This is a genomic window from Paenibacillus sp. FSL R5-0636 (genome assembly GCF_037974255.1).
GTDB lineage: Bacteria > Bacillota > Bacilli > Paenibacillales > Paenibacillaceae > Paenibacillus_AQ > Paenibacillus_AQ odorifer.
In genome coordinates, this window is the sequence record NZ_CP150232.1 from 842,545 (window position 1) to 868,470 (window position 25,926).

At 44.3% G+C, this 25,926-nt stretch carries 17 protein-coding genes; 11 read left to right on the forward strand and 6 right to left on the reverse strand.

Annotated features, from left to right (window positions below):
• Positions 1–20: 20 nt before the first annotated feature.
• On the reverse strand, positions 21–962 hold the full coding sequence (locus MKX34_RS03695; RefSeq protein ID WP_038568730.1) for an AraC family transcriptional regulator: 942 nt from the start codon (positions 960–962) through the stop codon (positions 21–23).
• Between the two features lie 424 nt (positions 963–1,386).
• Between MKX34_RS03695 and MKX34_RS03700 the strand changes: the two genes are divergently transcribed.
• Both MKX34_RS03700 and gnpA read left to right on the forward strand, forming a co-directional pair.
• Entirely contained in the window at positions 1,387–2,406 is a 1,020-nt protein-coding gene (locus tag MKX34_RS03700; RefSeq protein WP_076296194.1) for a glycoside hydrolase family 88 protein, read from the forward strand.
• A gap of 12 nt (positions 2,407–2,418) precedes the next feature.
• The gene (gnpA, locus tag MKX34_RS03705; RefSeq protein WP_076296195.1) at positions 2,419–4,581 is read left to right on the forward strand and encodes a 1,3-beta-galactosyl-N-acetylhexosamine phosphorylase; all 2,163 of its coding nucleotides are present in this window, start codon (positions 2,419–2,421) and stop codon (positions 4,579–4,581) included.
• 83 nt (positions 4,582–4,664) lie between these two features.
• Here gnpA and MKX34_RS03710 read toward each other — a convergent pair whose 3' ends face one another.
• On the reverse strand, positions 4,665–6,188 hold the full coding sequence (locus MKX34_RS03710) for a flavocytochrome c (protein WP_076296196.1): 1,524 nt from the start codon (positions 6,186–6,188) through the stop codon (positions 4,665–4,667).
• A 484-nt stretch (positions 6,189–6,672) separates the two neighbouring features.
• Between MKX34_RS03710 and MKX34_RS03715 the strand changes: the two genes are divergently transcribed.
• From MKX34_RS03715 to MKX34_RS03740, 6 genes are all read left to right on the forward strand, one after another.
• Positions 6,673–7,560, forward strand: coding sequence for a hypothetical protein (locus tag MKX34_RS03715; RefSeq protein ID WP_256717595.1), 888 nt, complete (start codon positions 6,673–6,675; stop codon positions 7,558–7,560).
• Positions 7,561–7,611: 51 nt separating this feature from the next.
• The gene (locus MKX34_RS03720; RefSeq protein WP_076296197.1) at positions 7,612–8,481 is read left to right on the forward strand and encodes an aminoglycoside phosphotransferase family protein; all 870 of its coding nucleotides are present in this window, start codon (positions 7,612–7,614) and stop codon (positions 8,479–8,481) included.
• A gap of 672 nt (positions 8,482–9,153) precedes the next feature.
• Positions 9,154–10,710, forward strand: coding sequence for a glycosyltransferase family 39 protein (locus tag MKX34_RS03725; protein ID WP_076296198.1), 1,557 nt, complete (start codon positions 9,154–9,156; stop codon positions 10,708–10,710).
• Between the two features lie 31 nt (positions 10,711–10,741).
• Positions 10,742–10,990 carry a hypothetical protein gene (locus MKX34_RS03730; protein WP_036684840.1) on the forward strand — a complete coding sequence of 83 codons (249 nt, stop codon included), beginning with the start codon at positions 10,742–10,744 and terminating at the stop codon, positions 10,988–10,990.
• 96 nt (positions 10,991–11,086) lie between these two features.
• Positions 11,087–11,839 carry a peroxide stress protein YaaA gene (yaaA, locus tag MKX34_RS03735; RefSeq protein ID WP_036684841.1) on the forward strand — a complete coding sequence of 251 codons (753 nt, stop codon included), beginning with the start codon at positions 11,087–11,089 and terminating at the stop codon, positions 11,837–11,839.
• A gap of 174 nt (positions 11,840–12,013) precedes the next feature.
• Positions 12,014–15,379 (forward strand): hypothetical protein, encoded by a 3,366-nt coding sequence (locus MKX34_RS03740; RefSeq protein WP_076296199.1) that lies wholly within the window; start codon positions 12,014–12,016, stop codon positions 15,377–15,379.
• Between the two features lie 82 nt (positions 15,380–15,461).
• Here MKX34_RS03740 and MKX34_RS03745 read toward each other — a convergent pair whose 3' ends face one another.
• A complete protein-coding gene (locus MKX34_RS03745) occupies positions 15,462–17,237 on the reverse strand; it encodes an ABC transporter ATP-binding protein (protein WP_076142576.1) in 1,776 nt (591 codons plus the stop codon).
• Positions 17,224–19,035 (reverse strand): ABC transporter ATP-binding protein, encoded by a 1,812-nt coding sequence (locus MKX34_RS03750; RefSeq protein WP_256717556.1) that lies wholly within the window; start codon positions 19,033–19,035, stop codon positions 17,224–17,226. Before MKX34_RS03750 ends, MKX34_RS03745 begins: the two co-directional genes overlap by 14 nt.
• A 238-nt stretch (positions 19,036–19,273) precedes the next feature.
• Between MKX34_RS03750 and MKX34_RS03755 the strand changes: the two genes are divergently transcribed.
• Positions 19,274–19,975: an ABC transporter ATP-binding protein gene (locus MKX34_RS03755; RefSeq protein WP_036684849.1), complete on the forward strand. Its 702-nt coding sequence runs from the start codon at positions 19,274–19,276 to the stop codon at positions 19,973–19,975.
• Between the two features lie 13 nt (positions 19,976–19,988).
• The gene (locus MKX34_RS03760; RefSeq protein ID WP_076296200.1) at positions 19,989–22,634 is read left to right on the forward strand and encodes an ABC transporter permease; all 2,646 of its coding nucleotides are present in this window, start codon (positions 19,989–19,991) and stop codon (positions 22,632–22,634) included.
• 668 nt (positions 22,635–23,302) lie between these two features.
• Here the strand turns inward: MKX34_RS03760 and MKX34_RS03765 are convergent.
• Together MKX34_RS03765 and MKX34_RS03770 are read right to left on the reverse strand one after the other, a co-directional pair.
• Positions 23,303–23,749: a GNAT family N-acetyltransferase gene (locus MKX34_RS03765; protein WP_076296201.1), complete on the reverse strand. Its 447-nt coding sequence runs from the start codon at positions 23,747–23,749 to the stop codon at positions 23,303–23,305.
• A 21-nt stretch (positions 23,750–23,770) separates the two neighbouring features.
• Positions 23,771–24,760 (reverse strand): DUF4003 family protein, encoded by a 990-nt coding sequence (locus MKX34_RS03770; protein ID WP_076146248.1) that lies wholly within the window; start codon positions 24,758–24,760, stop codon positions 23,771–23,773.
• A gap of 223 nt (positions 24,761–24,983) precedes the next feature.
• Here MKX34_RS03770 and MKX34_RS03775 point away from each other — a divergent pair, with 223 nt between their 5' ends.
• Positions 24,984–25,826, forward strand: a complete 843-nt coding sequence (locus tag MKX34_RS03775; protein WP_076296202.1) for an aldo/keto reductase — start codon at positions 24,984–24,986, stop codon at positions 25,824–25,826.
• Positions 25,827–25,926: the final 100 nt, after the last annotated feature.

Here is a 25,926-nt window from a genome sequence, read left to right on the forward strand (position 1 = left end):
TAGACCAATGGATCAATGGATCAAACCCACCCCGTAAACTCCAATATAGACGCTTTAGCGGATTGTGCTTCGGATTGTGCGCCTTTACGCCATTGTTTAGGTGACTCACCCATAAGCTTGGAGAAACATCGGTTGAAGCTGGATATGGACTGAAAACCGACTTGCTCAGAGATGGAGAGAATGGAATCGTCCGTACTTTTTAACTGCTTGCAGGCCTCTTCAATACGGGTACTGTTTAGGAAGTCGAGAGGTGCGGACCCCATAATCTCATGGAATTTCCTGCGGAAATGAGTGGTACTTAGGTGGCACAGATCAGCTAAAAAATCGATGGTAATCGGCATCATGTAGTTTTTAGTGATGTATTCCAGAACGGGTGAGATGACAAAATCGCCCTTCAGGCTATGCTCTGTGTCTTGATTAATCAAGGGTTCATTCCGGGAATGAATTCTAAGAAGCTCTATATAAAGCGATAACAATAAGCCGTAGGCACTTTCTTGATAGTAAGGATTTTTTTGCTTCAATTCCTCTAAGACCGATGTCGCAAGGGTATAAACCTTGGGATGTTCCTCTTTGTTCAAAATACAGTTTGTTCCCTTAATTGCCCACAGATTCGGCTCAAAGTTGCTGTAAGCGCTCTTGAAGGATTGCTGAAAAAGATCCTCAGGCGAAAAAAAGATATAAGACCACAGACTGGCTTCATTCGGCGAACTATAAGTTGTATGAGGGAGATACCTAGGGATGAAGGTCACATCTCCGGCTTTAAAAGGCACAGATTCTCCTTTGATCTCCATGATGCCGCTATCCGAATGGCAAATGCCAATCTCCAAATGATTATGGAAATGCAGATGTTCACTTTTAATATCAGAAATCTTCCAACGTTCACCGCTTAACAGCAAGATAGGAAAGTTTATCGGTAAGCTGTAGTGGCGGTATTCAATGACGGGCTTCTTTTTTCTGGGCATATTCTCAATACTCCCATTCTTATTACGTAGGTTGAGTAGATTATAGGTTAACGTTATATCAAATTCAACTATATAAAGAGAACTTGATATTATACAATTTTGGAAAAAAGTGGCGGAGGAGAAGTTTGGAACTGTAGGAGCGTTAGCGTCCGCCTTTGTCAGCAGATTTCCACCGCGAAGAGCGGTATAAAATCAAGAAATCTGCAGACAACAGCGGCCGGAAGTCCAAACATTCTCTGTAGTCACGGCCAATCCCGAAATATAAGAACTACTAGTTAATGGTTGAAATTGCACAGTTTAGTTATGAATATGCTTAGAATCAGACCATTTTACTACTTACAATAGAGTTAGTAAAGCGTTTACAATGTGGACGGACAGCTCTCAAGCGCCTTTGGGGGCGTGTGCGAAAGAGAGGAGAAACAAGATGCTTCAATTAAATTATGACAGAGAAGAGATTTTAAGGGTCATCGACAAAGTGGTCAGAAAAACAATGGCGATGGATTTAACATGGGACTGGCCTTGTGGTGTGGCTTATTATGGGGTAACCAGAGCTTATGAAACTACAGGAAATAAAGAGTATTTGGATATGCTTGTCCAGTGGGCAGATGAATATATCGAGCTGGGTCTGCCGGATTGGACAGTTAACACCTGTGCCATGGGCCATATGCTGATCACCTTGTATGAAGAAACAGGCAACCAGAAATATTGGGATATTGTGATGAGCAAGGTGGATTATCTGCAGAACAATGCGCTTAGATTCGGAGATCATGTGTTGCAGCATACCGTCTCTATTTCTAATGATTTTCCAGAACAGGCATGGGCGGATACCTTGTTTATGGCGGCATTTTTCCTGCTCCGTGTAGGAAGCAAGTTAAAGGATCAGGAAATGATCCAAGATGCCTTGAATCAATATTATTGGCATATCAAATACCTGCAAGATCCTAGCAGCGGGTTTTGGTACCACGGCTACAATAATGTGAAGCAGGATCACATGTCTGGACTTTTCTGGGGCAGAGCGAATGCTTGGGGCGCATACACTATGTCGCAAGTTAAAAAGCTTTTGAAAGAATGGTATTTGTATCCGCAGTGTATGGACGTGGAGTGTTCGCTGCGCGATCAGCTGGCTGCACTCAAGCTGGTGCAAACGGAGAACGGCCTGTGGCGGACTGTACTAGATGACGAGGAGTCTTATGAAGAAGTATCCGCGTCTTGCGGCATTGCGGCTGCTATGATCGATAACGGCAATCCGCTGCATACCAAATATGTGCAAAAGGCCCTGAAAGGTATTTTGAACAATATCAGTGATGATGGACGGGTACTAGGTGTTTCTGGCGGAACAGCGGTTATGAAGGATCGGGAAGGATACCGCAATATTCCAAAAGACTGGATTCAAGGCTGGGGTCAAGGCTTAGCATTAGCTTTTCTATCCGATATGCTTAAATAGGAGGGATCCAAGTTGTCCCAAAAAACAACGGGGGCCTTTACACTGCCGGGAGAATCCGGTTATGAGGCATTGACCCTGAAATTAGCTGAACGTTGGGGTGCCGATGTCATCCGTGACAGTGACGGCACACAGTTGTCCGATGAGATTATCAACGCAGGATACGGCATTTATTCTACAATCTGCATCATCAGAGATCATAACGAATGGGCGTCCCAGAATTCAGACAAGCTGCAGCAGAGCTTTTTAATAACAAATCCGAAGGTAGCGGTACAAGATTATTTATCCATCTATCTGATGGAGGATTTTTTTGCTGAACAATTCCGAGTGAATGATTCCAAAGAGGCGTTTAAGTACTGGCAGGTTTTTGACCGAACGACGGGCGAAGAGGTTCCAAGAGAACAGTGGAATTATGAGCGGGAATCGGGAAATGTAGTCATTACTGGAATTGCACCTTGGCATAAATACACAGTCAGCTTCATGGTCTATCGGATTTGGGAAGAGATCTCCATGTACAATCACACCACGAATCACTGGGAAAAAGAGCATCTGATGCAGATTGATCCCATCTATGTAGAAACGCAAAAATATTTACTCCATTGGATAGAAGATTGGTGTCATAAGCATAAGGAAACAACAGTGGTTCGATTTACCTCCCTCTTTTATAATTTCGCCTGGATCTGGGGCAGTGATGAGCGCAATCGCCATTTGTTCTCGGACTGGGGTTCATATGATTTTACGGTAAGCTCAAGAGCGCTTGATCTGTTTGCCAAAAAATATGGGTATTCGCTCACGGCCGAGGATTTTGTGAATGGTGGGAAATATCGGGTCAGTCATATCCCGGCGCAGCAGCGGAAGCTGGACTATATGGCATTTATCAATGATTTTGTCATCGAATTTGGTAAGCAATTAATTGATATTGTGCATAAGCACGATAAGCTGGCGTATGTCTTCTATGATGATAGTTGGGTTGGCATGGAGCCTTACAATGACCGTTTTGAGGAGTTTGGTTTTGACGGGATGATTAAATGTGTGTTCTCAGGGTATGAGGCAAGGCTTTGTTCTGGTGTAAAAGTAGATACCCATGAGATTCGGCTGCATCCCTATTTATTTCCGGTTGGATTGGGAGGGCTCCCTACGTTTATGGAGGGAGGTAACCCTACGCTCGATGCCAAAAAGTATTGGATTAATATCCGGCGCGCCTTGCTCAGAGAGCCTATAGATCGGATTGGACTGGGCGGATATTTGCATCTTGTAGAGCCTTATCCGGATTTTTGTGATTATATCGAAAAGATCGCGGGTGAATTCAGAGAAATTAAAGAGCTGCATCATAAAGGCAAACCGTATCACATTAAGACAAAGGTAGCCATTTTGCACGCTTGGGGCAAATTGAGATCGTGGACCTTGTCCGGGCATTTCCATGAAACGTATATGCATGATTTGATTCATATCAATGAGGCTTTGTCCGGATTGCCGGTTGAGGTGCAGTTCATTGATTTTGAAGATATCCGTCAGGGAGTATTACAAGAGTGTGATGTAGTGATTAATGCCGGCTCGGCAGGTTCAGCATGGAGTGGCGGAGAATACTGGAGTGATCATAAGTGCGTGGACTTACTGACCGCGTGGGTTTATGAGGGCGGTACTTTTATAGGTGTCAATCAGCCTTCGGCGCTTGAAGGTTATGACAGCTTTTTCAGAATGGCCCATGTGCTTGGTCTGGATGAGGATACAGGCTCCAAGGTAGCTCATGGAAGATGGACATTTGAGGCTAGAGATGAGCAAGATTTAGTGCCTGAAGGAGCCAGCATAACACCTAAAAATAACATTTATCTTACGGATGGCTCGGCAGCGGTATTGTGTGAAAAGAGTGGGATGATAACATTGTCTGCCCATGCCTTTGGTAAAGGAAAGGGGATCTACCTGCCTTCTTTCACCTTAAGCTTTGAAAATACAAGATTGCTGTTAAATGTGATTCGTTATGCCGGGAATGAGTTAAAGGACACAAAGTATATTACGGATAATTTATATACAGAGTGTGCGTATTATCCAGATAGCAAAATACTCGTGGTGATTAACAATAGCGACCAGCTTCAAAAAACTACGATTGATACGGAATATGGACAACAAACGTTGGAATTAGATCCGTTTGATACTATTATCCGAACTATTGGCGATTAATTACATTAAAAAAGCTCAAGCCAGCGGCTAACTTGCCGATGCTTGAGCTTTTTGCTGTGAGGCCTATAGTATCTATTATCTACTTATTTTGCTTTTATGAATTCAGCAGATTTGATCCCAGCTTGACGGCCGAAAATAATGATTTCTGCAACAGAGTTGCCGCCAATCCGGTTTTGTCCGTGTAAGCCGCCTGTAACTTCACCTGCCGCAAACAGACCAGGAATAGCTTCACCATCTTTATTCAGAACTTCTGTGTTCGTATTGATCTTCACGCCACCCATGGTGTAGTGAATCCCAGGAGCAATTTTAATAGCGTAGAAAGGACCAGTGGACAGGTCATTGTCCATTCCTGTAGTTCTGCCAAATTCGGCATCCTTTTTATTCTTAACGGCGCTGTTCCAAGTATCAAGCGTTGTTGCCAGCTTATCCTCTGGAACACCGATTTCTTTGGCCAAAGCTTCGATGGAATCCGCCTGAATCACGAAACCCATTTTGTCATATTGTTCAATAGCCTTCACACGGGATTTAACACCGGAATCAAAGACCAGCGTAGCTGCTTTTTCAGGCAGTGTATTGATGGAAGCTGTTACTTTATCACGGGTATCCAATTCGTTGGTGAACCGTGTGCCTTCACTGGAAACAAGGATAGCGCCTTCCCCACGAACAGCTTCGCCGATGAGGTAGGATTTTTCTTGCTGCACAGTTGGGTGAACTTGGATTTGATCCATATCGACGGTTGTGCCGCCGAGTTTCTCAATCATCTTGATGCCGTCTCCGGTACTGCCGATTTGGTTAGTAGTAACGTAGCCTTCCAAGTCAGGTCTTACTTCGGAGATCAAATCCATATTGGCACCGAACCCGCCAGTGGTTACAACGACAGCATCTGCCGTAATTGTTTTTTCCTCTGTTTGGTTAAAGAGGACTTTGACGCCATTTACTTTGCCATCTTTTTCAGTGATTTCTTTGACATCAGCATTCACGAAAAGTGGGATTTCTTTCTCTTGTACGTTTTTCACTAAACCTTTGACAAGGTATTGACCCACAGCAGAGCCATCTTCAGGACGGTGTGTACGTTTTTCGTTCATGCCGCCTGTAATGGTGATATTGTTCAAGTGGATTCCGATGGAATCCAGCCAATCGATCGCACTCGCGGAATTATCAACGAAGAAACGAAGCATTTCTTTGTCGTTAGTGTCATGGCCACCTTTTAATGACTCTTCATAAAATAAATCATTGCTGTCTTCAATGTTTTGTTCTTTTTGGAATTTCGTTTCAGAAGCGTTCATTCCTGAAGAGGATTTGGTTGTGTTCCCGCCGGCAACCGGCATTTTTTCCAAAATAACAGGGTTCATGCCTTTCTCTTTGGCCTCAAGCGCTGCGGACATTCCCGCACCACCCGCACCGACAATGATGATATCATATTTATCTTTTAATTGATCGAATGGTGTGTAGCTTGCTTCAGATGCCCCGGAGACGGCTTCAACTTCTTTTTTCTCGTTGTTATTACTCTTGCTCTCGTTCACCTTGTCGTTTCCATTACCGCAACCTGCGGTAACGAGCATGACAGAGAGGACGAGACTCAGAGCACCAGCTGCTTTCTTTTTCATTGTTAACCCTCCACTTTTATATTTCTCTATTAAGATGTACCAAAAGAACCCGACAAAAAAGAAAGGAAGTATCAGAGGGAGTTGGAAGTGGAGAAGCGCGCGCGTCGCTGTTATTCTCCTAACTTCAAATCTTCTACGGTTACGTCCACAGTTTCCATCGTTATTCTCTTTAGTTCATCTTCTTATTAAGTATACCATCAATCATGACTATTAGTGAAAGTTTTCACAAATTATACAAGTCGTCTATTCTAACATAGGGTAACGAAATATTGAGCAGATTAGGCGAAAAATGGATCATAAACCTTGCAATTAGAAGATTCTGACGTAAGATTTTCTCACTGTAGAAGTGGTAACTGTCACGGATTAGTAAAGCGGTTTTTGTTCTTCTGGATTTTTAAATGGTAAAATGAGAGTATTGCCTACTAGTCAATCCGGAAAGACTAACATGAGACATAGAAACAAATTCTAATTAATAGGTGAGAATATGGAATTTAATAATGTAATAAAAGAAAAAGTAAAAGAAGATAACTATAAAGTATTTGCTTTACTAAGCCGCTATTTGAATAATACCCCCGACTTTATTAACAAAGAAGAAATTGAAGAAATCGTAAACTGTGGTGTATCTTATGAATACGCTTTTGGTTTAATGCTGGCTGCTGCTTTTGGGATGGATACGGTTGATAATGTTGATGATAAGGAATTGTTCAACCAATATTTTAGCAATATGCTTCATAAGCTTGATGCAAATGAATATTATGACAATCCATATTATAAAAATATCAAGATACCAACTATAAAGATTAATAATAGTGAATTAAAATATGAAAAATATAAACCTTTTGAAGGTTTTGTTTGCAATGATATCATCCGGACAGAAGAGGGAAGACAAATTCCTCAGGTTGGCTTTTTTCAAACTGAATTCATGTTCCCGGCCGTATTGGAGAATGATAGAATCTGGATGACGATCACGCCAAATGAAATAGAAACAATGAAAGATGCTGTTGATAAAGCGTGTGGGAATGTTCTTACGTTTGGACTTGGGCTTGGCTATTATGCTTATATGGTTTCTGAAAAAGATAATGTTGAAAGCATTACAGTTGTTGAAAAAAATCAAGATGTCATTGATCTATTTAATAAATATGTACTGCCACAATTCAGTAATGCTCACAAGATCAGGCTTATCCAAGCAGATGCTTTCGAATATGCAGAACAACATATGTCTAAGGAAAAATATGATTTTGTATTTACGGATTTATGGCATGATGTTTCTGATGGAATGGATATGTATTTAAAAATGAAAAAGTTTGAAAAGGAAAGCCCGGATACTGTATTTATGTACTGGATAGAACAATCTATTTTATGTTATTTGTAATTTTGGGTTGCGTAAATCTGTTGTAGCTGACTCCGAAAGGAAGACCCATTTTTGAAAACTCCTATATCTATCATAAATTGGCTAGAGCACAACGAAATCATAAACGACTTATTAAATCAGGAAGACAGCTTAACTGCGCATACAATGGATCAAGGATTTGAAGCTGAGGTCTTAAGGATTAATTCTGATCAAGAGAGCTATGTACTCAAAACATGGAATAAGGAATCCAGACCGGATGTCCAGTTTCAATATCGTTTATTGGATGTTCTATCCGAACGAGGAGTAGCCGTCTCTAAACCAGTGGGCTGGGGAATCAATCCGGAGGGATATAAGGTGTTGTTAACAGGTTTTGACGGAACCCCTATTCATAAAATGAATACCAGGAAAATGAAGGAACTCGCAAGCCTATTAGCAAAAATACATAAAATTCGCGTTGAAGAGATTGGAAATATACAACTGCCAAAATACAATTTCATCGGCTACTTTTTCCCTGAAGCCAAAGAACAATCTGATATTTTTAATGTATTGACTACTCTTGTTGAGCAAACTCCAATGAAGCAAGATTGTATCATTCATGGGGATTTTCATATCGGAAATATAGTGGAGGATAAAGAGCGATATACCATAATCGATTGGACGAACGGCCAGTTGGGAGACTCTAGATATGATTTTGCCTGGTCACTTATTCTGCTGAAAATATATATCTCCGTGCGTTATGCTGATGTGTTCCGAACTGCTTATCTATTGGAAAATGATATGGATCAGGAAGAACTTGAGATCTTTGAAGCTTGGGCATGTCTACGGTGGGTTTTGCTGAATAGAAGAGGTAGCACACCGAAAGGGCCTAATACAACGAAGAGAGTGAAAAGTTTAATCGCTGATAATCGGTTTTTAAAAAAGATGGATAGTAAATTCTTCTGATGTACGCAAGGATGGATGGATTTTCTGGGAGATTGGAAATGTAATGTAACACCGTACATTATTACGTTATTAAATTATTTGTGGTATATTAAAGGCAGAAAAGACGTAAAATGCAAAGAGAGCCGTGCTGTAACACGACTCCCAAGGCAATAGCCGCTTTTAAGGGCGGTAGGCTTCAGCAAATAGGACACGACAGATAGACCGCATGCCTTTGTGAGTGGGCGGTCTATTTGCGTTTATTGGACATCAGCGCTACGATAAGCGAACCAAAGGTTAGCATAAGCATCATTGCTTCAAACACTGTCACAAGGCATCCCTCCCTTCGGTGAGAGGTAGCCGACCGACCCTTTAAGCCTATTCTATTTGCTCCACCAGTATAGCATAATCGTTTGAAAGAGAATTAAGACTCTTGTCATAATACTCCCTAGGATTGGAGTAGTTTTCCATTTTCTCTCTTTGTCTCCGCAACTCTCTCCATTTTGAAACTTCCGTATCACATTTGCGATTTTTTGATTCCCAATTGTAGGACGTACCCCTCTTTCTAAATCTCTTCCTTGCGAATTCCCAAACATCCAATTTTCATTGGATTTTCAGTTTGGGTGTTTATAATGCTTTTTATGAATCGGGGCAGCGGATTGTAAAGGGCTTTCGATTGCGTAAAGGAGGTTTTCCATGATAAGAGGAATTCAAAAAACATTGTATCTCATACTTGCATTCTTTATCGGTCTTTTTATCGCGTCCTCCTTTTTTATTAGGGCGAAATATAATTATTTCGTATATGGGGACACGCCAATTTTGGAGAGACAACAGCTGGGTCTTTTTATTCTAGTGATCGCAGGGGTGCTGGCATTAAGCGTTATTTTGTATAAAATGTGCCTGAAGCTTAATAAGTACAGTTGGAAAATAGTCATTCCAGCCACACTGCTGTTTTCTTTTGCAATCCAGATGGTGATTATCTTTCTGTTTCCACGCTTGCCGACGGATGATTCGCAGACAGTGCTTTCATTGGCACTCGACATGCTGTACAGGAATGATTATTCGTCGTTTGACACGAACGGCTATCTGCATATGTTTCCGTTTAATTTTTCGATCGTTTTATATTTAAAGACGTTGTTGTTGATCTTTCCGGATAATTATCTGGTAATCAAAATATTTAATATTCTGTTTACACTCTTAACCTCGTTAATGATTTACATGCTGTATAAAGAGCTCAATTATAAGTCCAAGGATAAGGATTATGGCATCCTCGTGTTTGCCGCAACCTATATCCCTTCATTGTTTATGAGTAATTTTATCTATAACGATGTGATCGCTACCGCTTTCCTGACAAGTGCTTTATATTTTGCCATAAGATTTATCAAAAGAAGGTCCATTAAGGATATTCTCTTCGCAGCTCTCTTACTGGCAATAGGCAACTATTTCCGCAGTATCGGTGTTATTTTTCTGATTACCGTGGTGGTGGGTCTTTTATTTAACATACGTTCTATCGGGGTGAAAAAGGTTTTTAGCGCTTTGTTTATCACGGCCATATTGTTTAATGTTCCCGGCTGGACGCAAAATGCTGTGCTGCAGGCGACGAATGTTGTAGATGAACCGATGAACGAAAATTCCGCACCTGTCTACATGTGGCTGAATATGGGGATCAATCTGGAGACGTTTGGGTTCTGGGACAACCGGGAGAGCTACGCTATCTATCAGCAGGATGCAAATTATAATAAGGCAGAAAGTACGGAGTTATTTAAAGAAGAAATCCGTAATAAACTCTCCGAGGCGGGCCTAAGTGACTTAGTGAAGATGTATTATAAAAAAATCGTTTGGACCTGGACGGAAGGAACCTACCAGATGGAACGATATGGGCTCGGAAATGACGGGTCATCCAGTAACGGGGGAAGAATGGGCTTTGTCATGGACCGTTATAGCTACACTAATGCTGCTACGGATTTGTTTAAGGCAGACTCCAATTATAGAAGTGGAATGTTGTGGCTGCTGTATGTTCTGAATTTTCTGATGTATGTGTTTATACTCGTTCGCTTAATCGGTGGAATAAGAGCCAAAAGATTTGAAGAGACCTCTTTGATTCTTGTGGTGCTGGGCTTTATCGGATTCTATCTATTATGGGAGATCAAGTCCCGGTATATTTACCCGGTGTATCCGCTGTTGATTGTATTATCCTACATGGGTTTTAAGGATGTATACGATTATATGTTAAAAAGATATTTTCCACGTTAACTATGTTCGCTCGGAAAGAGGGGATTCAAAGATGCGGATCAAGCGATATTTCGCTTTGCTCATAGCAGTGCTAAGTTGTTCCATGGTGCTCGTCTCCTGCGATGCTATTACTGCACAGAAGATAACGAGTACTGACTCCGGGTCAAGAGCGAACGGGGGACAGGGCTTCACCGGCGGGCGGGGGAAAGATGGGGGCGGATCTCCCGGCATGAATGGTGGGACAAGGAGAAACGGCAACCCAGGTACAGATGGCGGTGGCGCACAAGGTGGGCGGCAGTGAACAAATTTCATGAACTTGCCCCAAGCCTACGAAGATTAAGTGTGATAGGATAAGGTTACATTTAAATTCCCCGCGGGGGTAAGAAAAGGGAGCACCATGAGAATCATTATATCGCCTGCCAAGAAGATGAAGATGGATACAGATTTCTTGGATTGCCGCCAGATGCCGCAATTCATAAGCGAGTCGCAGACTCTTCTGGCCTTATTACAAAAGTTGAATTATGAAGAAGCCAAATCGTTATGGAAATGCAATGATGCCATCGCCACGCTGAATGTGGAACGGATTCGGGATATGGATGTAACACGGAATCTTACACCGGCTATCTTTTCTTATGAGGGAATCCAGTACCAGTACATGGCACCCGGGGTACTTCAAATGGAGGAGCTGGAATATCTTCAGCAGCATTTACGGATATTGTCCGGATTCTATGGAATCGTCCGGCCATTTGACGGCGTTGTTCCCTACAGGCTGGAGATGCAGGCTAAGCTTAGCGGACCTGGTTTCAAGTCTATCTACGAGTTCTGGAACAGGAAGCTGGCAGATCAGCTATTTTCGGAGACTGACATCATTCTGAATCTGGCCTCTAAGGAATACAGCAAGTGCATCTCCCCTTATATTGGCGGGAACGTTCGCATGGTTAGTTGTATATTCGGGCAGGAGATCGGTGGTAAGGTAGTGGAGAGAGCGACCCTGGTCAAGATGGCCAGAGGTGAAATGGTACGCTTCATGGCTGAGCGGCAAATCAGCTGTGTGGAGGATATCAAAGGCTTCGACGGATTTGATTTCAGCTTTGCTGATGAGCTGTCGGATGAGAGTACGTATGTGTTTATTCAGAAAAAGAATGACTAGAGCAAGCAGTACATGAAGGTAATTCTGAAGGAGGTTGAATAACCGGCTTCAGGGTTACCTTTATTTTTTGGTCAACGAAACCAGATGCTGAATTCCAGTTTTTTTAAAGGGGATAGATTAGGGTATAGAGAATAAAGTTCGGGTGGAATAAGAACAGGTTAACGAGGAGGACTTATGATTTTCAAAAGAGATCCATTGGATAAACAGAGCTTACTTAAAGAATTGGATTCGCTAGGCTATTCCGACAGAATCAAAAAAGTAGCAATCTTAGGCCGTGATCATCTCGGATCTGTCCAGTACTCCCAATTACTAGCCTCTTTGCTGGAGGATGGCGTTTATGAAGCGCGACTTGCCTTAATCGGCGCCATTGCAACACAAGATGCTGCTATTATTCTATCAGCACTGCGGCATCCCAAGGCAAGTATCAGAAATACGGCTGCGGGTCTTTTGGCAAAGGTGGCTTCGGATGCTGATATTGAACGTGAGCTCCCCCATTTATCCCATGATTGCCGCCGCAAGCTGCTGCATAGTATTTCACAGATTAACCGTCAGGAATTAGCGGAACGCTTATTGCCTTTAGTGTATGCCCGATGGGGAGCGGAGGAAGCCGCGATTATATTGCAGGCCTGTTATTCGGCAACGGTAAGTAAATGGCTTGCTGATATCGGGTATGCCATAAAAGACTGGAAGAAATTATCCAGCCGGCATCTTAACGTAGTAGCAGAATACTTTGCAACAACACTGGAAAGCACACCACTCAGGGAAAAAGGCTATGTCTGGTGGAGATTCTCATCAGCTCTGGAGATCCTATGCAATCTGAAGGCAGACTTGGTGCTGGAGTGTGCGCTGAATCATGGACCGATGGGCATCATACATCCTGCGTTAAAAGAGCAGCTTGGCACGCTTGTACGCCAAAATCCTAATAAGGTGTATCAGCTGTTAACACGAACGGAGTCGCGGAGCGATCTGATTTCTTATGGCGTTCCTGAAGCTGTTCTTAAAAGGAAAAAATATTTATCCATTGATCAATGGATTGAGATAGCGAAACTACTCGCAGATCACCCTATGCACATAGCAAAGCTGCTTCATAATATTGCACCTTCTAACCGCAAAGTCATTTTCGATGCTGTGTATGAAGAAGATAAACGTAATGAACGTATTTTTCCGGAAAGATTACTGTATGTATTACCGCATGCCTTGCGTGACAAGGAAGCCACCCGGATGCTTGCCCTTCGTGAAATCAATGATGACCGGGATAGAACAGTCAGATTTACAGCTTGCCGTTCTATTCTTCATTCAAGAGCAGGACTTGAACAAGCAGCAAAGGTATCCAGTGCAGACGAACGTGCCACGGCGCTTATGCAGCTGATCAGAAGTACCGTTCTGTCGAGACAGGGCATGAATGAAACTTTGGTGTACCTGGGCCGGATTAAAAATGATCAGGATCCTGTCCGGGGCGCTGTGTTTAAAGAGCTATCGGAAAGTCCTGCGTCTGTGTTCACGGATACCCATGTACAAGAGCTTACTTTGCTTGTTGATAGTGTTATAGAGGCCAGAGATACTTCATATGGTACAAAATTTTCCGTTCAACAACTGGCATTTGCTATTCTCCGGCATAACGCATTACTTCCTCACGGTGAGCTGTTTAAGTTTTCCTTAAAGACGATTCAGAAATTGGCCAAGCAGAATGGGCAGCTTTCTCTTCCATCATTGGAGAAGAATTTACCCCGGGGAGTAGAAGAGATTATCTTCGACGAAATTTATACATTAGCTGTACAGGCCAACAAAAGAGAAGATTACAATCTGGTGTTAAGCCTAGCTAGCTCATTCGGTAAAAGAGGTTACGGCATCATAAAACTTCAGAATCTGTTAAAGGAAGCAACGAGGGCAAAGGCAGATTCTACAGCCATACAAGCGGCCAGATACTGGCTTGCGCCTCATACAACGCGTGATGCCAGAGTTAAGGAATTATTAGCTTTAGATAAATCGTATATTACGATCCATGAAGTGTTCCAGCATATGCATCTGAAGCGACAGGAATGGCTCGATCCTTTTATTTCAGGGGCTGTCATTAAGGGCAAGTTCCTATCAGGCAAAACTATCTATCTTGTGCCGGCCGCGGATGGATTCCACAGATGGCTGCCACGTCAGCAACAAGCTTTAAGTGCCTTATTAGAAAAAGTTGCATACGATGCCAAACGTAATCTTTGGGAGCGTGCAAGCGTTATTAAGATCATGGCAAGCATGCCTGATCTCGGTTCGGATAGGTTACTGGGGCTTATGCAGGATAAGGAAGTAACTGTAGTAGAAGCTGCACTTCATGCCTTTTCACTTATGGAAGAACCGGAGAAGGCACTTCCCGTTCTGCTGGAGAATCTGGATGGGGACCGGGCCCGTGTAGCCATGTACTCGATACCCAGATGCATCCGCAGGGTGAATCCGGTGTTACTGGTTACCATGCTGAAAGAGCTGCTGAATCGGGATAAGCTGAAGATCACTGTCAGAAAAGAAGCCATCCGCTTACTGGGCGCTTATAGAAGCGATGACAGTCTTCCGCTATTGATGAACGAGTTCGAGAAACCCAATGCACACAAGGATGTAATCATAGCCATAGGGCATGCTGCGAAACAGCTTTTAGATGATGAACGCGCTTGGGACATGTTAAGTACAATGGCTTCTTCATCAGAAAGTGACATCGCAGGAAGTTTATTATCTCAACAGCCTAATGCTCTTCCGCTAGACTTTAGACCACGTTATCTAGGATTAATCCTTGAAATTGCAAGGCACCAGGATGCGTATATTGGCAGATATGCTTTCATTTCTATGATGCGGTGGACAAATGGAAATGAAGGGATTGTTGCAGCTGCCACCGCTCAGTCTATTACGGATTTGGAAGACAGCACTAGATGGGAAACTGCTATGAATACGCTGGTAGAAACCTGTCGCGATGGTAAGATCAATGAGGTAGTAGTTGGTGTATGTCAGAGACTGGTTAGTGCAGCGATAAGTGATGAATGGAACGCTACTGCCAAAAGAGATTTGCCTCATCGGCAACGTCTACTGAAATTAGTCAACCAGCTGATAGCTTTGCCAAAAATCACCCGGATGCACCTTATCCCTTTGTATACGGATCTGATTGACTGTCTGGCATCTGATGAGACCTTACAGCAAGCTGTGATGAAATTGTATATAGCAGCAATAGACTGGAATAACGTGGAGGAATCCGCCAATTATCTGAATCGGATCGTTACCACTATTTCAAATCAGCCCCAGCTATTAAGCGATGTTTATAAGCAGGTCGCGTATAATTTAGAAGAGAGCACGGGATACTGGAGTCCGGAAACTTTATTGGAAATTGTAGATGTTCTAGGGTCTGAGAGCCGTTATGAATCTCAGTATATTGGACTTTCGTTGCTTGAAGTTGCCGGAAGTGCTCTATTGTGGAGTCCAGAGCCTGCAGAGCGTCTGCGGTTGTACAGAAATCACACGAACCTTGCGGTTCGCTCACTTGCGCTAAATATTTGGACGGCGATAGATTAGTTTTTGATATTTTTTTGAAAATATAAAACACCAAAAGAGCTCAGGCTGCAAATCGGCCTGAGCTCTTTTGGTATTTCTTCAATTAAGCTTCCATCTTCTGTGCTGTGTAGAGGCGGTAATAAAGGCCCCGCTGTGCGATAAGCTCATCATGTGAGCCGCTTTCCGCGATGCCTTTGTTAGATACGTACATAATACGATCGCAGTTTTTTACGGTGGAGAGGCGATGCGCGATAATGAACGAGGTGCGTCCCTTAAGCAGTTCATTCAGCCCTTTTTGCAATAAGCGCTCAGTCTTCGCATCAATGGAAGAAGTGGCTTCATCCAAGATGAGAATGCGCGGATCTGCTAAAAGTGTTCTTGCGAACGAAATGAGCTGCCGCTGTCCTTGAGACAGCTTGGAGCCACGTTCATTGACCTCTGTCATGTAGCCTTGATCGAATTCACGGATGAATTCGTCGGCGCAAACGGCCTTTGCAGCGGCGATTACTTCTTCTTCGGTCGCATCCAGTCGGCCGTACCGAATATTGTCCAGAATGGTACCGGAGAAGATGAAGCTATCCTGTAACATAATCCCCATCTGGCTGCGAAGAGATTTTAACGTCACCTGCGAGATATCCTGGCCGTCGATCAGAATCTGACCACTGGAAATGTTATAAAACCGTGAGATCAGATTGACGACGGTTGTTTTGCCCGCACCTGTGGGTCCTACCAGCGCGATGCTTTCTCCCGCTTTGACCTTGAAGGAGATATTTTCCAGAATATTAAGCCCCGGGTCATAGGCGAAAGTTACATCGTCGAAGGTGACATGGCCCTGTACAGATGGCAGTATTTTTGCATCCGGAATATCACTGACGGTAACCGGTTCATCCAGCGTTTCGAAGATACGCTCAAGATAGGCAACGGCGTTGATGAAGTTATTGTACAGGTTCGAAAGACTCAGAATCGGCTGCCAGAAGCGGGCAGCGTAGCTGCTCATCGCCAGAATGACACCGAGGGTCATATCTTGAGGACTCAGAGTTAGTAGGCCTACAAGGAAAATCAATGATGTAACAATCGTAGACAAGTTGTCTACAGAGAACGGAATAAGTAAGTTGTAACGTTGAGCCTTCATCCATTCTTTACGGAAATTACCTGCGAGACGTGTGAAGATTCCTTCGTTACGTTGTTCCCGGGAGAACATTTGTGTCACACCAATACCGCTGATGCTCTCTTGCAGATAGGCGTTCAGGTTAGAGCTTTTGTTGGACACTGCTTGCCATGCCCGGCGTTGCCGGGTTTTGATCAGCAGCATGATGCCAAGGAAGACTGGCAGTCCGGCAAGGATGACAAATGAGAGTCGTACGTCGACAGCGAACATGAAGGCTGCGATAAAGAGTAAATTCACGATTTCTAGAATAAAGTTGATAATCCCGTTGGACAGCACATCTGAAACGGCGTTGACGTAGTTTACGACCCGGATAAGGATCTTGCCCTGTGGGCGGTCGTCATAATATTTGAAAGGCAATTCTTGCAGATGCTTAAACAAATCCGTTCGGATGTCAAAAATAATATCCTGCCCAACACTCGTCATGATGCGCGAGCGTATCGTAGCCAGATAAACACTGACCACGATGGTCACAAGCATCAGTGCAGCCCAACCCAGCAGTGCAAGCTTCTCTTTTGCCGGAATGGTCACGTCGATGACATGTTGCATGATCAGCGGAGCCGACAGTGAAATGGCTGCTGAAAGTGCACTGAGCACGAACGCAACAATCATTGGCGTTTTCTTTCGTTTGATATATACCATCGCACGCCGGAAGTGTTTTATATTAAACGGCGATTCAAGATTTTCATCGACGTCAAATTTATTCCTTGCCACTTGCGGTCACCTGCCTTCCAATACCCTCGTTCTGCAGTTTAAACACTTCGTAATAGTAACCACGTTTCGCCAGCAGTTCAGTGTGAGTCCCTTCCTCAACTAGCTTCCCGCCATCCAGAATGAGAATACGGTCCGCTTGCGAGGTAGTAGATACACGCTGCGCAATAATAATTTTCGTACAAGGATAGTCCAGTTCACGTAGACTTTTTTGGATATGCTCCTCCGTCTCAAGGTCGACCGCAGAGGTCGTATCATCGAGAATCAGGATAGGACGGTGTACCGCCAAAGCACGCGCTAAGGCAATACGCTGCTTTTGCCCTCCCGACAGTCCGACTCCGCGTTCCCCGACAACGGTATCATAACCTTCAGGCATTTTGGTAATGAAGTCGTGTGCGGCTGCGAGCTCTGCATAACCCATTGCATCTTCTTCCGGAAGATCAGGATCGCCATAGGCGATGTTTCCATCAATGGTATCAGAGAACAAAAGTACATCTTGGGTCGCCATGCCGATATTTCCACGAAGTTCATCAAGCTCCAGCTGCCGAACATCAACACCGTCTACTAGTACGCGCCCTTCAGCTACATCGTAGAAGCGAGGGATGAGGTTGATGATTGTTGTTTTGCCTGATCCTGTCGCGCCCATGATTGCTACAGTTTCACCGGGTTCAACGGTAAAGCTAATATCGTCCAGTACGATAGCGCTATCATATTTAAAGCGGACATGATCGAATTCAATACGGCCTTCATAACGGCGTTTGTCAGTGACAGTATGCTCGTTAACAATATTTGGCCGGGCATAATAGATATCTACGATTTTGGACAAGCTCGCAAAAAAGCGCTGAATGTCGTTGATAATGATACCGATGTTGCGCATAGGGTTCGATATAGCCCAAATAAGCGAAGAGAAGGCCATAAACTCACCGAAGGTGATCCGGCCGTTCATAAGGAACAAACCACCAACCAACATAAGAATTACGTTGAAGCCCTGAGCGAAGGATTCCAGATAAGGAAAATAATCAAGCCATACAAGGGCGGCCTTTTTGTTCGCCGTAGAATAGTTGACATTCTTCTCTGTGAATTTTTCGACCTCGAATTCCTCGCGGGCAAAAGCCTTGACCACACGGTTGCCTGAGATATTCTCCTGTGTAGTCGTGTTAAGCTGGGACAGCCGTTCACGCAGGTCAATATACATAGGACGGACGCGTTTAGCGAATATGTAAGCCACGATAAAAATGGGCGGTGACAGGATAAGCATCCACAGCGTCAGTTCCGCATCTATAGTGAAAAAATAGATAACGGCGGCAAGGAAGATCGTTAGCGATTCAATGATCGTCTTAAAAATCCAGGCCATAGAGTGACGGACCATGTCCAGATCGCCTGTCATCTTGGTCATGAGATCGCCGGTACGATTATGATCGTAGTATTTTCTGTCCTGTCCCTGAATTTTGTTGTACAAATAAATGCGGACATTGTACATCATATTTTGCGAGGATATCTCGTACTGCATGGTCGTGAAATATGCGAGACCTGTGCGCAGTAGAGAAAATCCAATCATGCCCAGACAGAGCATAATTAATAATTGCCGTTCTTGTGTAAGATTCTGCAGGGCGTTGTCACCGGCTATAAACGTATCGACAATGCGCTGACTGATGTACGGATTCACGATTGTAAGACTTGAGCCCACCACCGAAAGGCAGAGTGCCAGAATGTATCGCGTCCGGTTTCCCTCTAGGTTCTGCCATAGCCATTTCAGTTCGAACATCTGATCACCTGTTTCTGATTGTTCTTGTTCTTTCACTCTTGCCTGAAAAGAGTAAATAAAACAAAGTGATTATAACATTATCAAATGACTAAGTATCGTTTACGGTAAAATTTCCTTGTTACATTATTGTTACAAAAAAATGAACTTATTAATGATGTGAATTTCACCTTGTGTAATGAGGGTTTGCCATTCGGGCTTGAGCGTTCTAATTATGATAAACTGAGACAATGTAGAGTAATTAGACTTAGTTCGGATAGGGACAGGAGGAAGAGGAATGAGTTTTGTTGCTGTAAAAGGGGAGTACAAGCGTTACAAGATGGGCGAGAATGTAATTGTCGCGAATGACGGGATTGATTTTGAGATAAAAAAAGGTGAATTTGCCGTGATCGTCGGCCCAAGTGGTGCGGGTAAATCTACAGTGCTTAATATTCTGGGTGGAATGGATTCCGCCGATGAAGGTCAGGTCATTGTGGATGGCATTGATATCGCTAAGTTTAGTGCCAAGGAGCTGACAGGCTACCGCCGAAATGACGTAGGTTTTGTATTTCAGTTCTATAATCTAGTGCCTAATCTGACCACACTGGAAAATGTTGAGCTTGCTTCGCAGATTTCCCCGCGTGCACTAGATGCACGTAAGGTGCTGGAGGATGTGGGTCTGGGCGCGCGGTTAGATAATTTCCCGGCTCAGTTGTCCGGTGGTGAGCAACAACGTGTCGCTATCGCCAGAGCGTTGGCTAAACAGCCGAAGCTGCTGCTCTGCGACGAGCCGACAGGAGCGCTTGATTATAACACCGGCAAGCAGGTGCTGAAGCTGCTGCAGGATACTTGTCGTAACACCGGGACAACGGTCATCGTAATTACACATAATCTGGCGATCGCTCCGATGGCTGACAGGGTTATAGAGATTAACAACGCTAAGGTACGGAAGATGGTGATCAATCCTTCGCCGGTATCCGTTGACGATATTGAATGGTAAGGAGAAGGCATCTATGAAAAAGCGTGCATTGTGGAAAGATATTTTTCGTGAAATTGGGCATACCAAAGCCCGGTTTATTTCGATTTTTGCAATTATTATGTTAGGCGTCAGCTTTTTTGCCGGAATCAAGGCTACAGGGCCAGATATGCTGAATACAGCTGGAATCTTTTACAAAGAGCAGCGCTTGATGGATCTGAAGGTGCAGACTAACTACGGCCTGACTGAAGACAACATCGAGTTACTCATAAATGTACAGGGGATCGATGAGATTCAGCCGAGCTATAGCGCAGATGTATTCATGGGTGATAATGCCTTAATACTTAAAGTCAATTCTTACAACACGGATAAACCACTTAATCAATACCGTATAATTGAAGGCCATCTACCGGAGCATTCCGGTGAAATCGTGCTGGACGATAAGCTAGCGGAAGAATATGCGTTGGGTGACAAGGTATCTTTCAGTGGAAACGGTACGGATACGGAGCTGTCGAACAGCTTCGAGACACTGGAGTATACCGTAGTTGGCTTTGTTAGAAGTCCACAGTTTATTGAGCAAAGTACCCGGGGCACCAGTGGGATCGGCAAAGGTACGGCGGATGCGTTCGCCGCGATCCCGGAGTCGGATTTCAAGCTTCCGGTGTATACGGAAGCCTATCTGTCCTTTAAGGATACAGCCGGGGTGAAGGCTTATTCGCCGGAGTATGAAGATCTGATCGAACAGCATACCCATGCTGTAGAGCAGGCGATGTCCGGCGTGCCGGAAGCACGGCTTGCTGAGCTGCGGGCGGAAGGCGAGAAAGAGCTTTCTGGTGGCCGCGCAAAGGTGGCCGCCGCCGAGCAGCAGCTTGCGGATTTGCAGCGCCAGCCGGAGGAAGTGCAGCAGGAACAGGCTGCAAGCATGAAGGCAATTGCTGCCGGACTTGCTTCTGCCAAGGAGGAATTGGCGGCAGGGGAGCAAAAGCTTGCAGAGCTGGAGCAACTTAAGGTCTACGTTACTGACCGAAGCGCTAATCCGGGATATGCCGAATATAAAGATAACGCTGATCGGTTGTCGGCGATTGCGAGTGCGTTTCCTGTGTTCTTTTTCCTGATTGCTGCGCTGGTCAGCTTGACGACCATGACACGGATGGTTGAGGAGCATCGCCTGCAGATCGGGACCCTGAAAGCACTTGGTTATGCTAACCGCGACATCATGGCCAAATTCCTGGTCTATGGTACGCTTGCCAGTCTGGCGGCTTCAATTGCGGGTCTTGCGGTTGGTTTTACCCTGTTTCCGGGTATTATCTACGATGCGTATAGTGCAATCTATAACTTGCCGGATATCACGAAGAATTTCTATCTTTCGTATTCGATCATATCCGTTATCGTAGCGTTAATATGTACTACGTTGACGGCGTGGATTGCTTCACGGGTAGAATTACGCAGCAATGCTTCCGTATTGATGCGTCCGAAGGCACCAAAGAGTGGCCAGCGTATTTTACTGGAGCGGGTCACTTTTATATGGAAGCGATTGAGCTTTGTCCAAAAGGTTACCGCACGGAATCTATTCCGCTATAAGCAGCGGATGTTCATGACTGTATTCGGTGTGGCTGGCTGTACAGCGCTGATCCTGACGGGATTTGGTCTCAAGGATTCAATTGGCAGCATCGCCGGGTCGCAGTTCGGCACGATTATGAAATATGATGCACTTGTGGCACTGCATGAAGATGTGTCTGCCGATGTGCTAAAAGCCTACGACCAACTAATCACTGGTGAATCTGCAGTAACTGGGACGCTGAGTGTGGCGCAAGAACGGATGACCGCACATGCTAGTGGTGTAAATGATCAAGAGGTTCATCTGTTCGTTCCTACCTCCGTTGACTCTCTATCCGATTTCGTGGAGTTGCGTGATCGAAAGAGTGGAGAAGGGCGGATGCTTACGGATGATGGGGCTATTATCTCAGAAAAACTGGCTAAGCTGTATGGGCTGGAGTCTGGCGATAAATTGACCGTGGTGGACAAAGATAATGAGACGTTCGAAATTGAGGTCGCAGCGATTACAGAGAATTATGTAATGCACTATGTTTATATGACACCGGCGTATTATGCTTCTGTGTTCGGAGAAAAACCGCTATTCAACACAGAACTGCTGAACTACACCGCACATGATAAGACATGGGAAGATAAATTTGGTGAAAAGCTGACGGCTAATGAGGGCGTCGCTGCCATCAGCTTTTCCAGCAGTGTAGGCTCCGCCTTCGATGAGACTATGAAGAGTATGGACGTTGTAACCTTAGTGCTCATTGTTTCAGCGGCGGCGTTGGCTTTTGTCGTCCTCTACAATTTGACCAATATCAATGTGTCCGAGCGGATCCGGGAGCTGTCAACCATTAAGGTACTGGGCTTCTACGATAAGGAAGTAACCATGTATATTTACCGCGAGAATATGCTGCTTAGCCTACTCGGTATTGTGGCTGGATCGGGTCTCGGCATAGTGCTGCATAGCTTCGTCCTGAAGACGGCCGAGCTGGATGCGACGATGTTCGCTCCGATCATCAAGTGGCCAAGTTATATTTATGCGGCGCTCCTAACACTGTTGTTTTCCGGTATTGTCATGGCGTTCATGCATATTAAGCTCAAACGAATCCATATGATTGAGGCTTTGAAGTCGGTGGAATAGCATCTAAAAACGCCATAGCTGCGGCTTTTTCTATGGATAGCTTCACTGGAGTCCGAAACTATACCTCAAAGGCTATAAATGAGCAAATAGAGTCATCTGGCTCTGTAAGGAACAGGGGATGGTTAGGAATCGACGCTATCGTTCGCTATCGGATGCCATCCGACGATTTCTGACGATATTGTTTGCTATCTGAATCTATGCCCGACGCTATCGGACCCAGATGACCTTAAACGCCGGATTATCCGCCATTTGGGATGTTATCGGACTCCATAGCAGCTATTGGCATAAAAAACGTCAGAAATGCGGCTCTTTCTATGTAATAGCGACACTGGAGTCCGAAACTATGCCTCAAAGGCGACAAATGAGCAAATAGCGCCCCCTGAGTCCGTAAGCAACAGGGAACTATGATTCGGCGATGTGCATGAGGATATAGGCGTAGAAGTAGATGCAGATGCAGATATTAGTTATAGGTGAACCGAATACTCGAAGCCGCTTCGCCTAGCTCCTCTTATCTACTCCTAGCCGCTCCTAGCTTAGCTAACCTAAACTAAACTCTATTGAAGCAGACAAATAAAACACAGAGCAGCGATTCTCTCGTTTGAGAATCGCTGCTCTGTTGTCTTTTACGATACTAAAATGCATCGAACTGTCTCCTGCATAGGAAAAAGCTACTTAAGCGACATGTGCAGGATAGGAAAAGGATTACCTTGTTCGTCGAGTGCTGAACGCTCAAAAACCTGAAATCCCATATGCTCATAGAAACCTAAAGCTTGGGGATTTTGCTCATTCACATCTACGAGGTGTACGTCGAGTTCCTGCATGACATAAGCTACAAGTGCTTTTCCAACGCCTTTTCCCATTACAGCAGGTTCTACGAACAGCATTTCAATCTTATTATTCTGAACCCCTATGAAGCCAATCAACTGTTCCTCATCATCTGTAAAAGCAAACAAATCGCTTATGCCCTCAAGCGCCTGCATAACCAGCGGCCGCAAAGCATCAATATCCTGCTCGGATAGAAAAAGATGAGTATGCCGCACGGATGATTCCCAAATGTTCAGTAGACGGTTTAATAATTCTTCATTTCTAGTTGTGAAGATTTTTATTGAGTCCATATCTTTCCCTCACGATTCAATCTAATTCGAAGAAGAAGCTGCAGCCGCAGCTGACGCAGCCGCTGCCCCGGCAAGAGCCGCCTGCTGAGCAATTATAATATTGGTAATGTTGGTGGAAAGCATCGTAGTTAATACGCCGGTTTGCACATCCTCCACAGATCTGAAGGCTACCAGTGCAGAAGACAAGAGCAGTAATTCCTGCTTGCCAATAGACCAGTTACCGAAGCCCTTTTTTGTACGCAAAAATTCGTAAGTCTCTGAGACATCAGTAACGATGTCCTCCTTGTTGCAAGGGAGCAGGGATAACACGCCTAGCGAGGAGAGGGTATATTCCTTGTCTAGCCGGATACCCTGTGCACGAAATGCATCTCTTAATGCCAATACACGGTCCGCTGCTTGAGGGGCTTCTTCCCCAAGAACCAATACCTGGGTCAGGGCTTGCACACTGTTGCCTGACATAAATTCGGGCTTAAGTGTTACATAGAGCTGCTCCATGCGGTCCACGCCACTCTCAACATCGATATCGGAAAGACCAAGCATAGCGGAGAAGATATAATCGTCTTGTCCGGTAAGGAAACGATGTTTTGCTTTCATACTATCGTAAAATAGCTTTGCTCGTTCTACCGTACGCTGATATCGATCCGATGTTGCATTAGCAGCGATTTGATAGGCAGCAACGACGAGATAATCAGAGGCTCTGAATTTGGCTTCCTTCATTAAATCATACACGGCAAATGTGTTTGCAAGCAGAGTTTCCTTTTCGTCAGAAAGTGAAAGCAGGGCAGCAATGCTGATCACCGAAGCCCCTCTAAATTGAGAGAAAATCCCGGTACTCTCCTTAATTAGCTCGTAGCTAGCACGAATGGCTTCGTCATCTGCAACTTTGTCCTCTACAGCATACAATAGTGCCGCTAACCGATTAACCATTGCATTTTGCCATGGAAAAGCTTTTTTGATCCTCTGAGCGTTGTCTGCGAACAATTCAAGCCTAGCTGGATATTGCTCCTTCATTGGGTACACCTCTTATCTCTACTTTTAATTCATAACATTACGAAAATCCAGTGCTGTAGATTCATTTTACTATAAAAAATAAATCGGATGCCCACGAAAGCGGCTTACCAATAAGCTAGAGGTTGTTCAGGTAACCCAATGATTGAGTTTACTATGAAGATGTTATAATAATTATAAGATGGATCGGCAGGGGCTTAAATGACAACAAAGGAGAAGTGCGACGATGACTGAGAGAATACCTGAAATCATATTGAACGATGGAGTGAAGGTGCCTGCTATTGGTTTTGGTACTTACGCGTTAAATGGTACTGAGGGAGCACAAAACATCACTAAGGCGATTGATGTTGGCTATCGTCTGATCGACACTGCGTTTAATTATGAGAACGAAGGTGCTGTAGGCCAGGCTGTTCGGCAAACTTCTGTGCCTAGGGAAGAACTGCTCATTACTTCCAAGCTGCCAGGTCGCCATCACTCTTATAAAGAAGCATTAGCCACCATACAGGAGTCTTTATTCAGAGCCGGATTGGATTATTATGATTTCTATCTCATCCACTGGCCTAACCCTAGAGTGAATTTATATGTTGAAGCCTGGCAGGCGATGATCGAGGCACGGAAGCAAGGTTTGATCCGCTCCATCGGTGTATGTAACTTTTTGCCGGAGCATATCGAGCGTTTGATACAAGAAACTGGCGTAGCGCCGAGCATGAATCAGATTGAGCTGCATCCTCATTTTAATCAGGAAGAGCAGCGTGCATGGAACAAAGAGCATGGGGTAGTGATTGAATCGTGGAGTCCATTGGGACGAGCTAGCAGCGTACTGGAAAATGAGAAAATAGCGGAAATAGGTAAGGTCCATAATAAATCGATATCGCAAGTTATCTTACGTTGGCATATACAGCTTGGGGCTATTCCCATTCCAAAGGCTTCTTCTCTAGAGCATCAGCGCGATAATCTGAATATTTTTGATTTTCAATTATCGGAAGCTGAGATGACCGTTATTTCCGCATTAACCTCGCCAAAAGGTCGCATAGCTGATCAAGATCCCGCATCGTATGAAGAATTTTAATAAATTTAACTAAAACACGCCAGTTATTGGCGTGTTTTTTTATATTAGGCTAGCCTCAGAATCAGTCAGCGCTTGAGTAATTTGATCTAGTCTAGTCTAG

What these genes read in the sequence shown, in the direction of transcription:
- MKX34_RS03755 (WP_036684849.1), top strand. Translation starts at nt 19,274, where the DNA reads ATGAGTTTTGTTGCTGTAAAAGGGGAGTACAAGCGTTACAAGATGGGC.
- MKX34_RS03715 (WP_256717595.1), top strand. Translation starts at nt 6,673, where the DNA reads ATGGAATTTAATAATGTAATAAAAGAAAAAGTAAAAGAAGATAACTAT.
- MKX34_RS03760 (WP_076296200.1), top strand. Translation starts at nt 19,989, where the DNA reads ATGAAAAAGCGTGCATTGTGGAAAGATATTTTTCGTGAAATTGGGCAT.
- MKX34_RS03695 (WP_038568730.1), bottom strand. Translation starts at nt 962, where the DNA reads ATGCCCAGAAAAAAGAAGCCCGTCATTGAATACCGCCACTACAGCTTA.
- MKX34_RS03775 (WP_076296202.1), top strand. Translation starts at nt 24,984, where the DNA reads ATGACTGAGAGAATACCTGAAATCATATTGAACGATGGAGTGAAGGTG.
- MKX34_RS03700 (WP_076296194.1), top strand. Translation starts at nt 1,387, where the DNA reads ATGCTTCAATTAAATTATGACAGAGAAGAGATTTTAAGGGTCATCGAC.
- MKX34_RS03725 (WP_076296198.1), top strand. Translation starts at nt 9,154, where the DNA reads ATGATAAGAGGAATTCAAAAAACATTGTATCTCATACTTGCATTCTTT.
- MKX34_RS03770 (WP_076146248.1), bottom strand. Translation starts at nt 24,760, where the DNA reads ATGAAGGAGCAATATCCAGCTAGGCTTGAATTGTTCGCAGACAACGCT.
- MKX34_RS03740 (WP_076296199.1), top strand. Translation starts at nt 12,014, where the DNA reads ATGATTTTCAAAAGAGATCCATTGGATAAACAGAGCTTACTTAAAGAA.
- MKX34_RS03765 (WP_076296201.1), bottom strand. Translation starts at nt 23,749, where the DNA reads ATGGACTCAATAAAAATCTTCACAACTAGAAATGAAGAATTATTAAAC.
- MKX34_RS03710 (WP_076296196.1), bottom strand. Translation starts at nt 6,188, where the DNA reads ATGAAAAAGAAAGCAGCTGGTGCTCTGAGTCTCGTCCTCTCTGTCATG.
- yaaA (WP_036684841.1), top strand. Translation starts at nt 11,087, where the DNA reads ATGAGAATCATTATATCGCCTGCCAAGAAGATGAAGATGGATACAGAT.
- MKX34_RS03730 (WP_036684840.1), top strand. Translation starts at nt 10,742, where the DNA reads ATGCGGATCAAGCGATATTTCGCTTTGCTCATAGCAGTGCTAAGTTGT.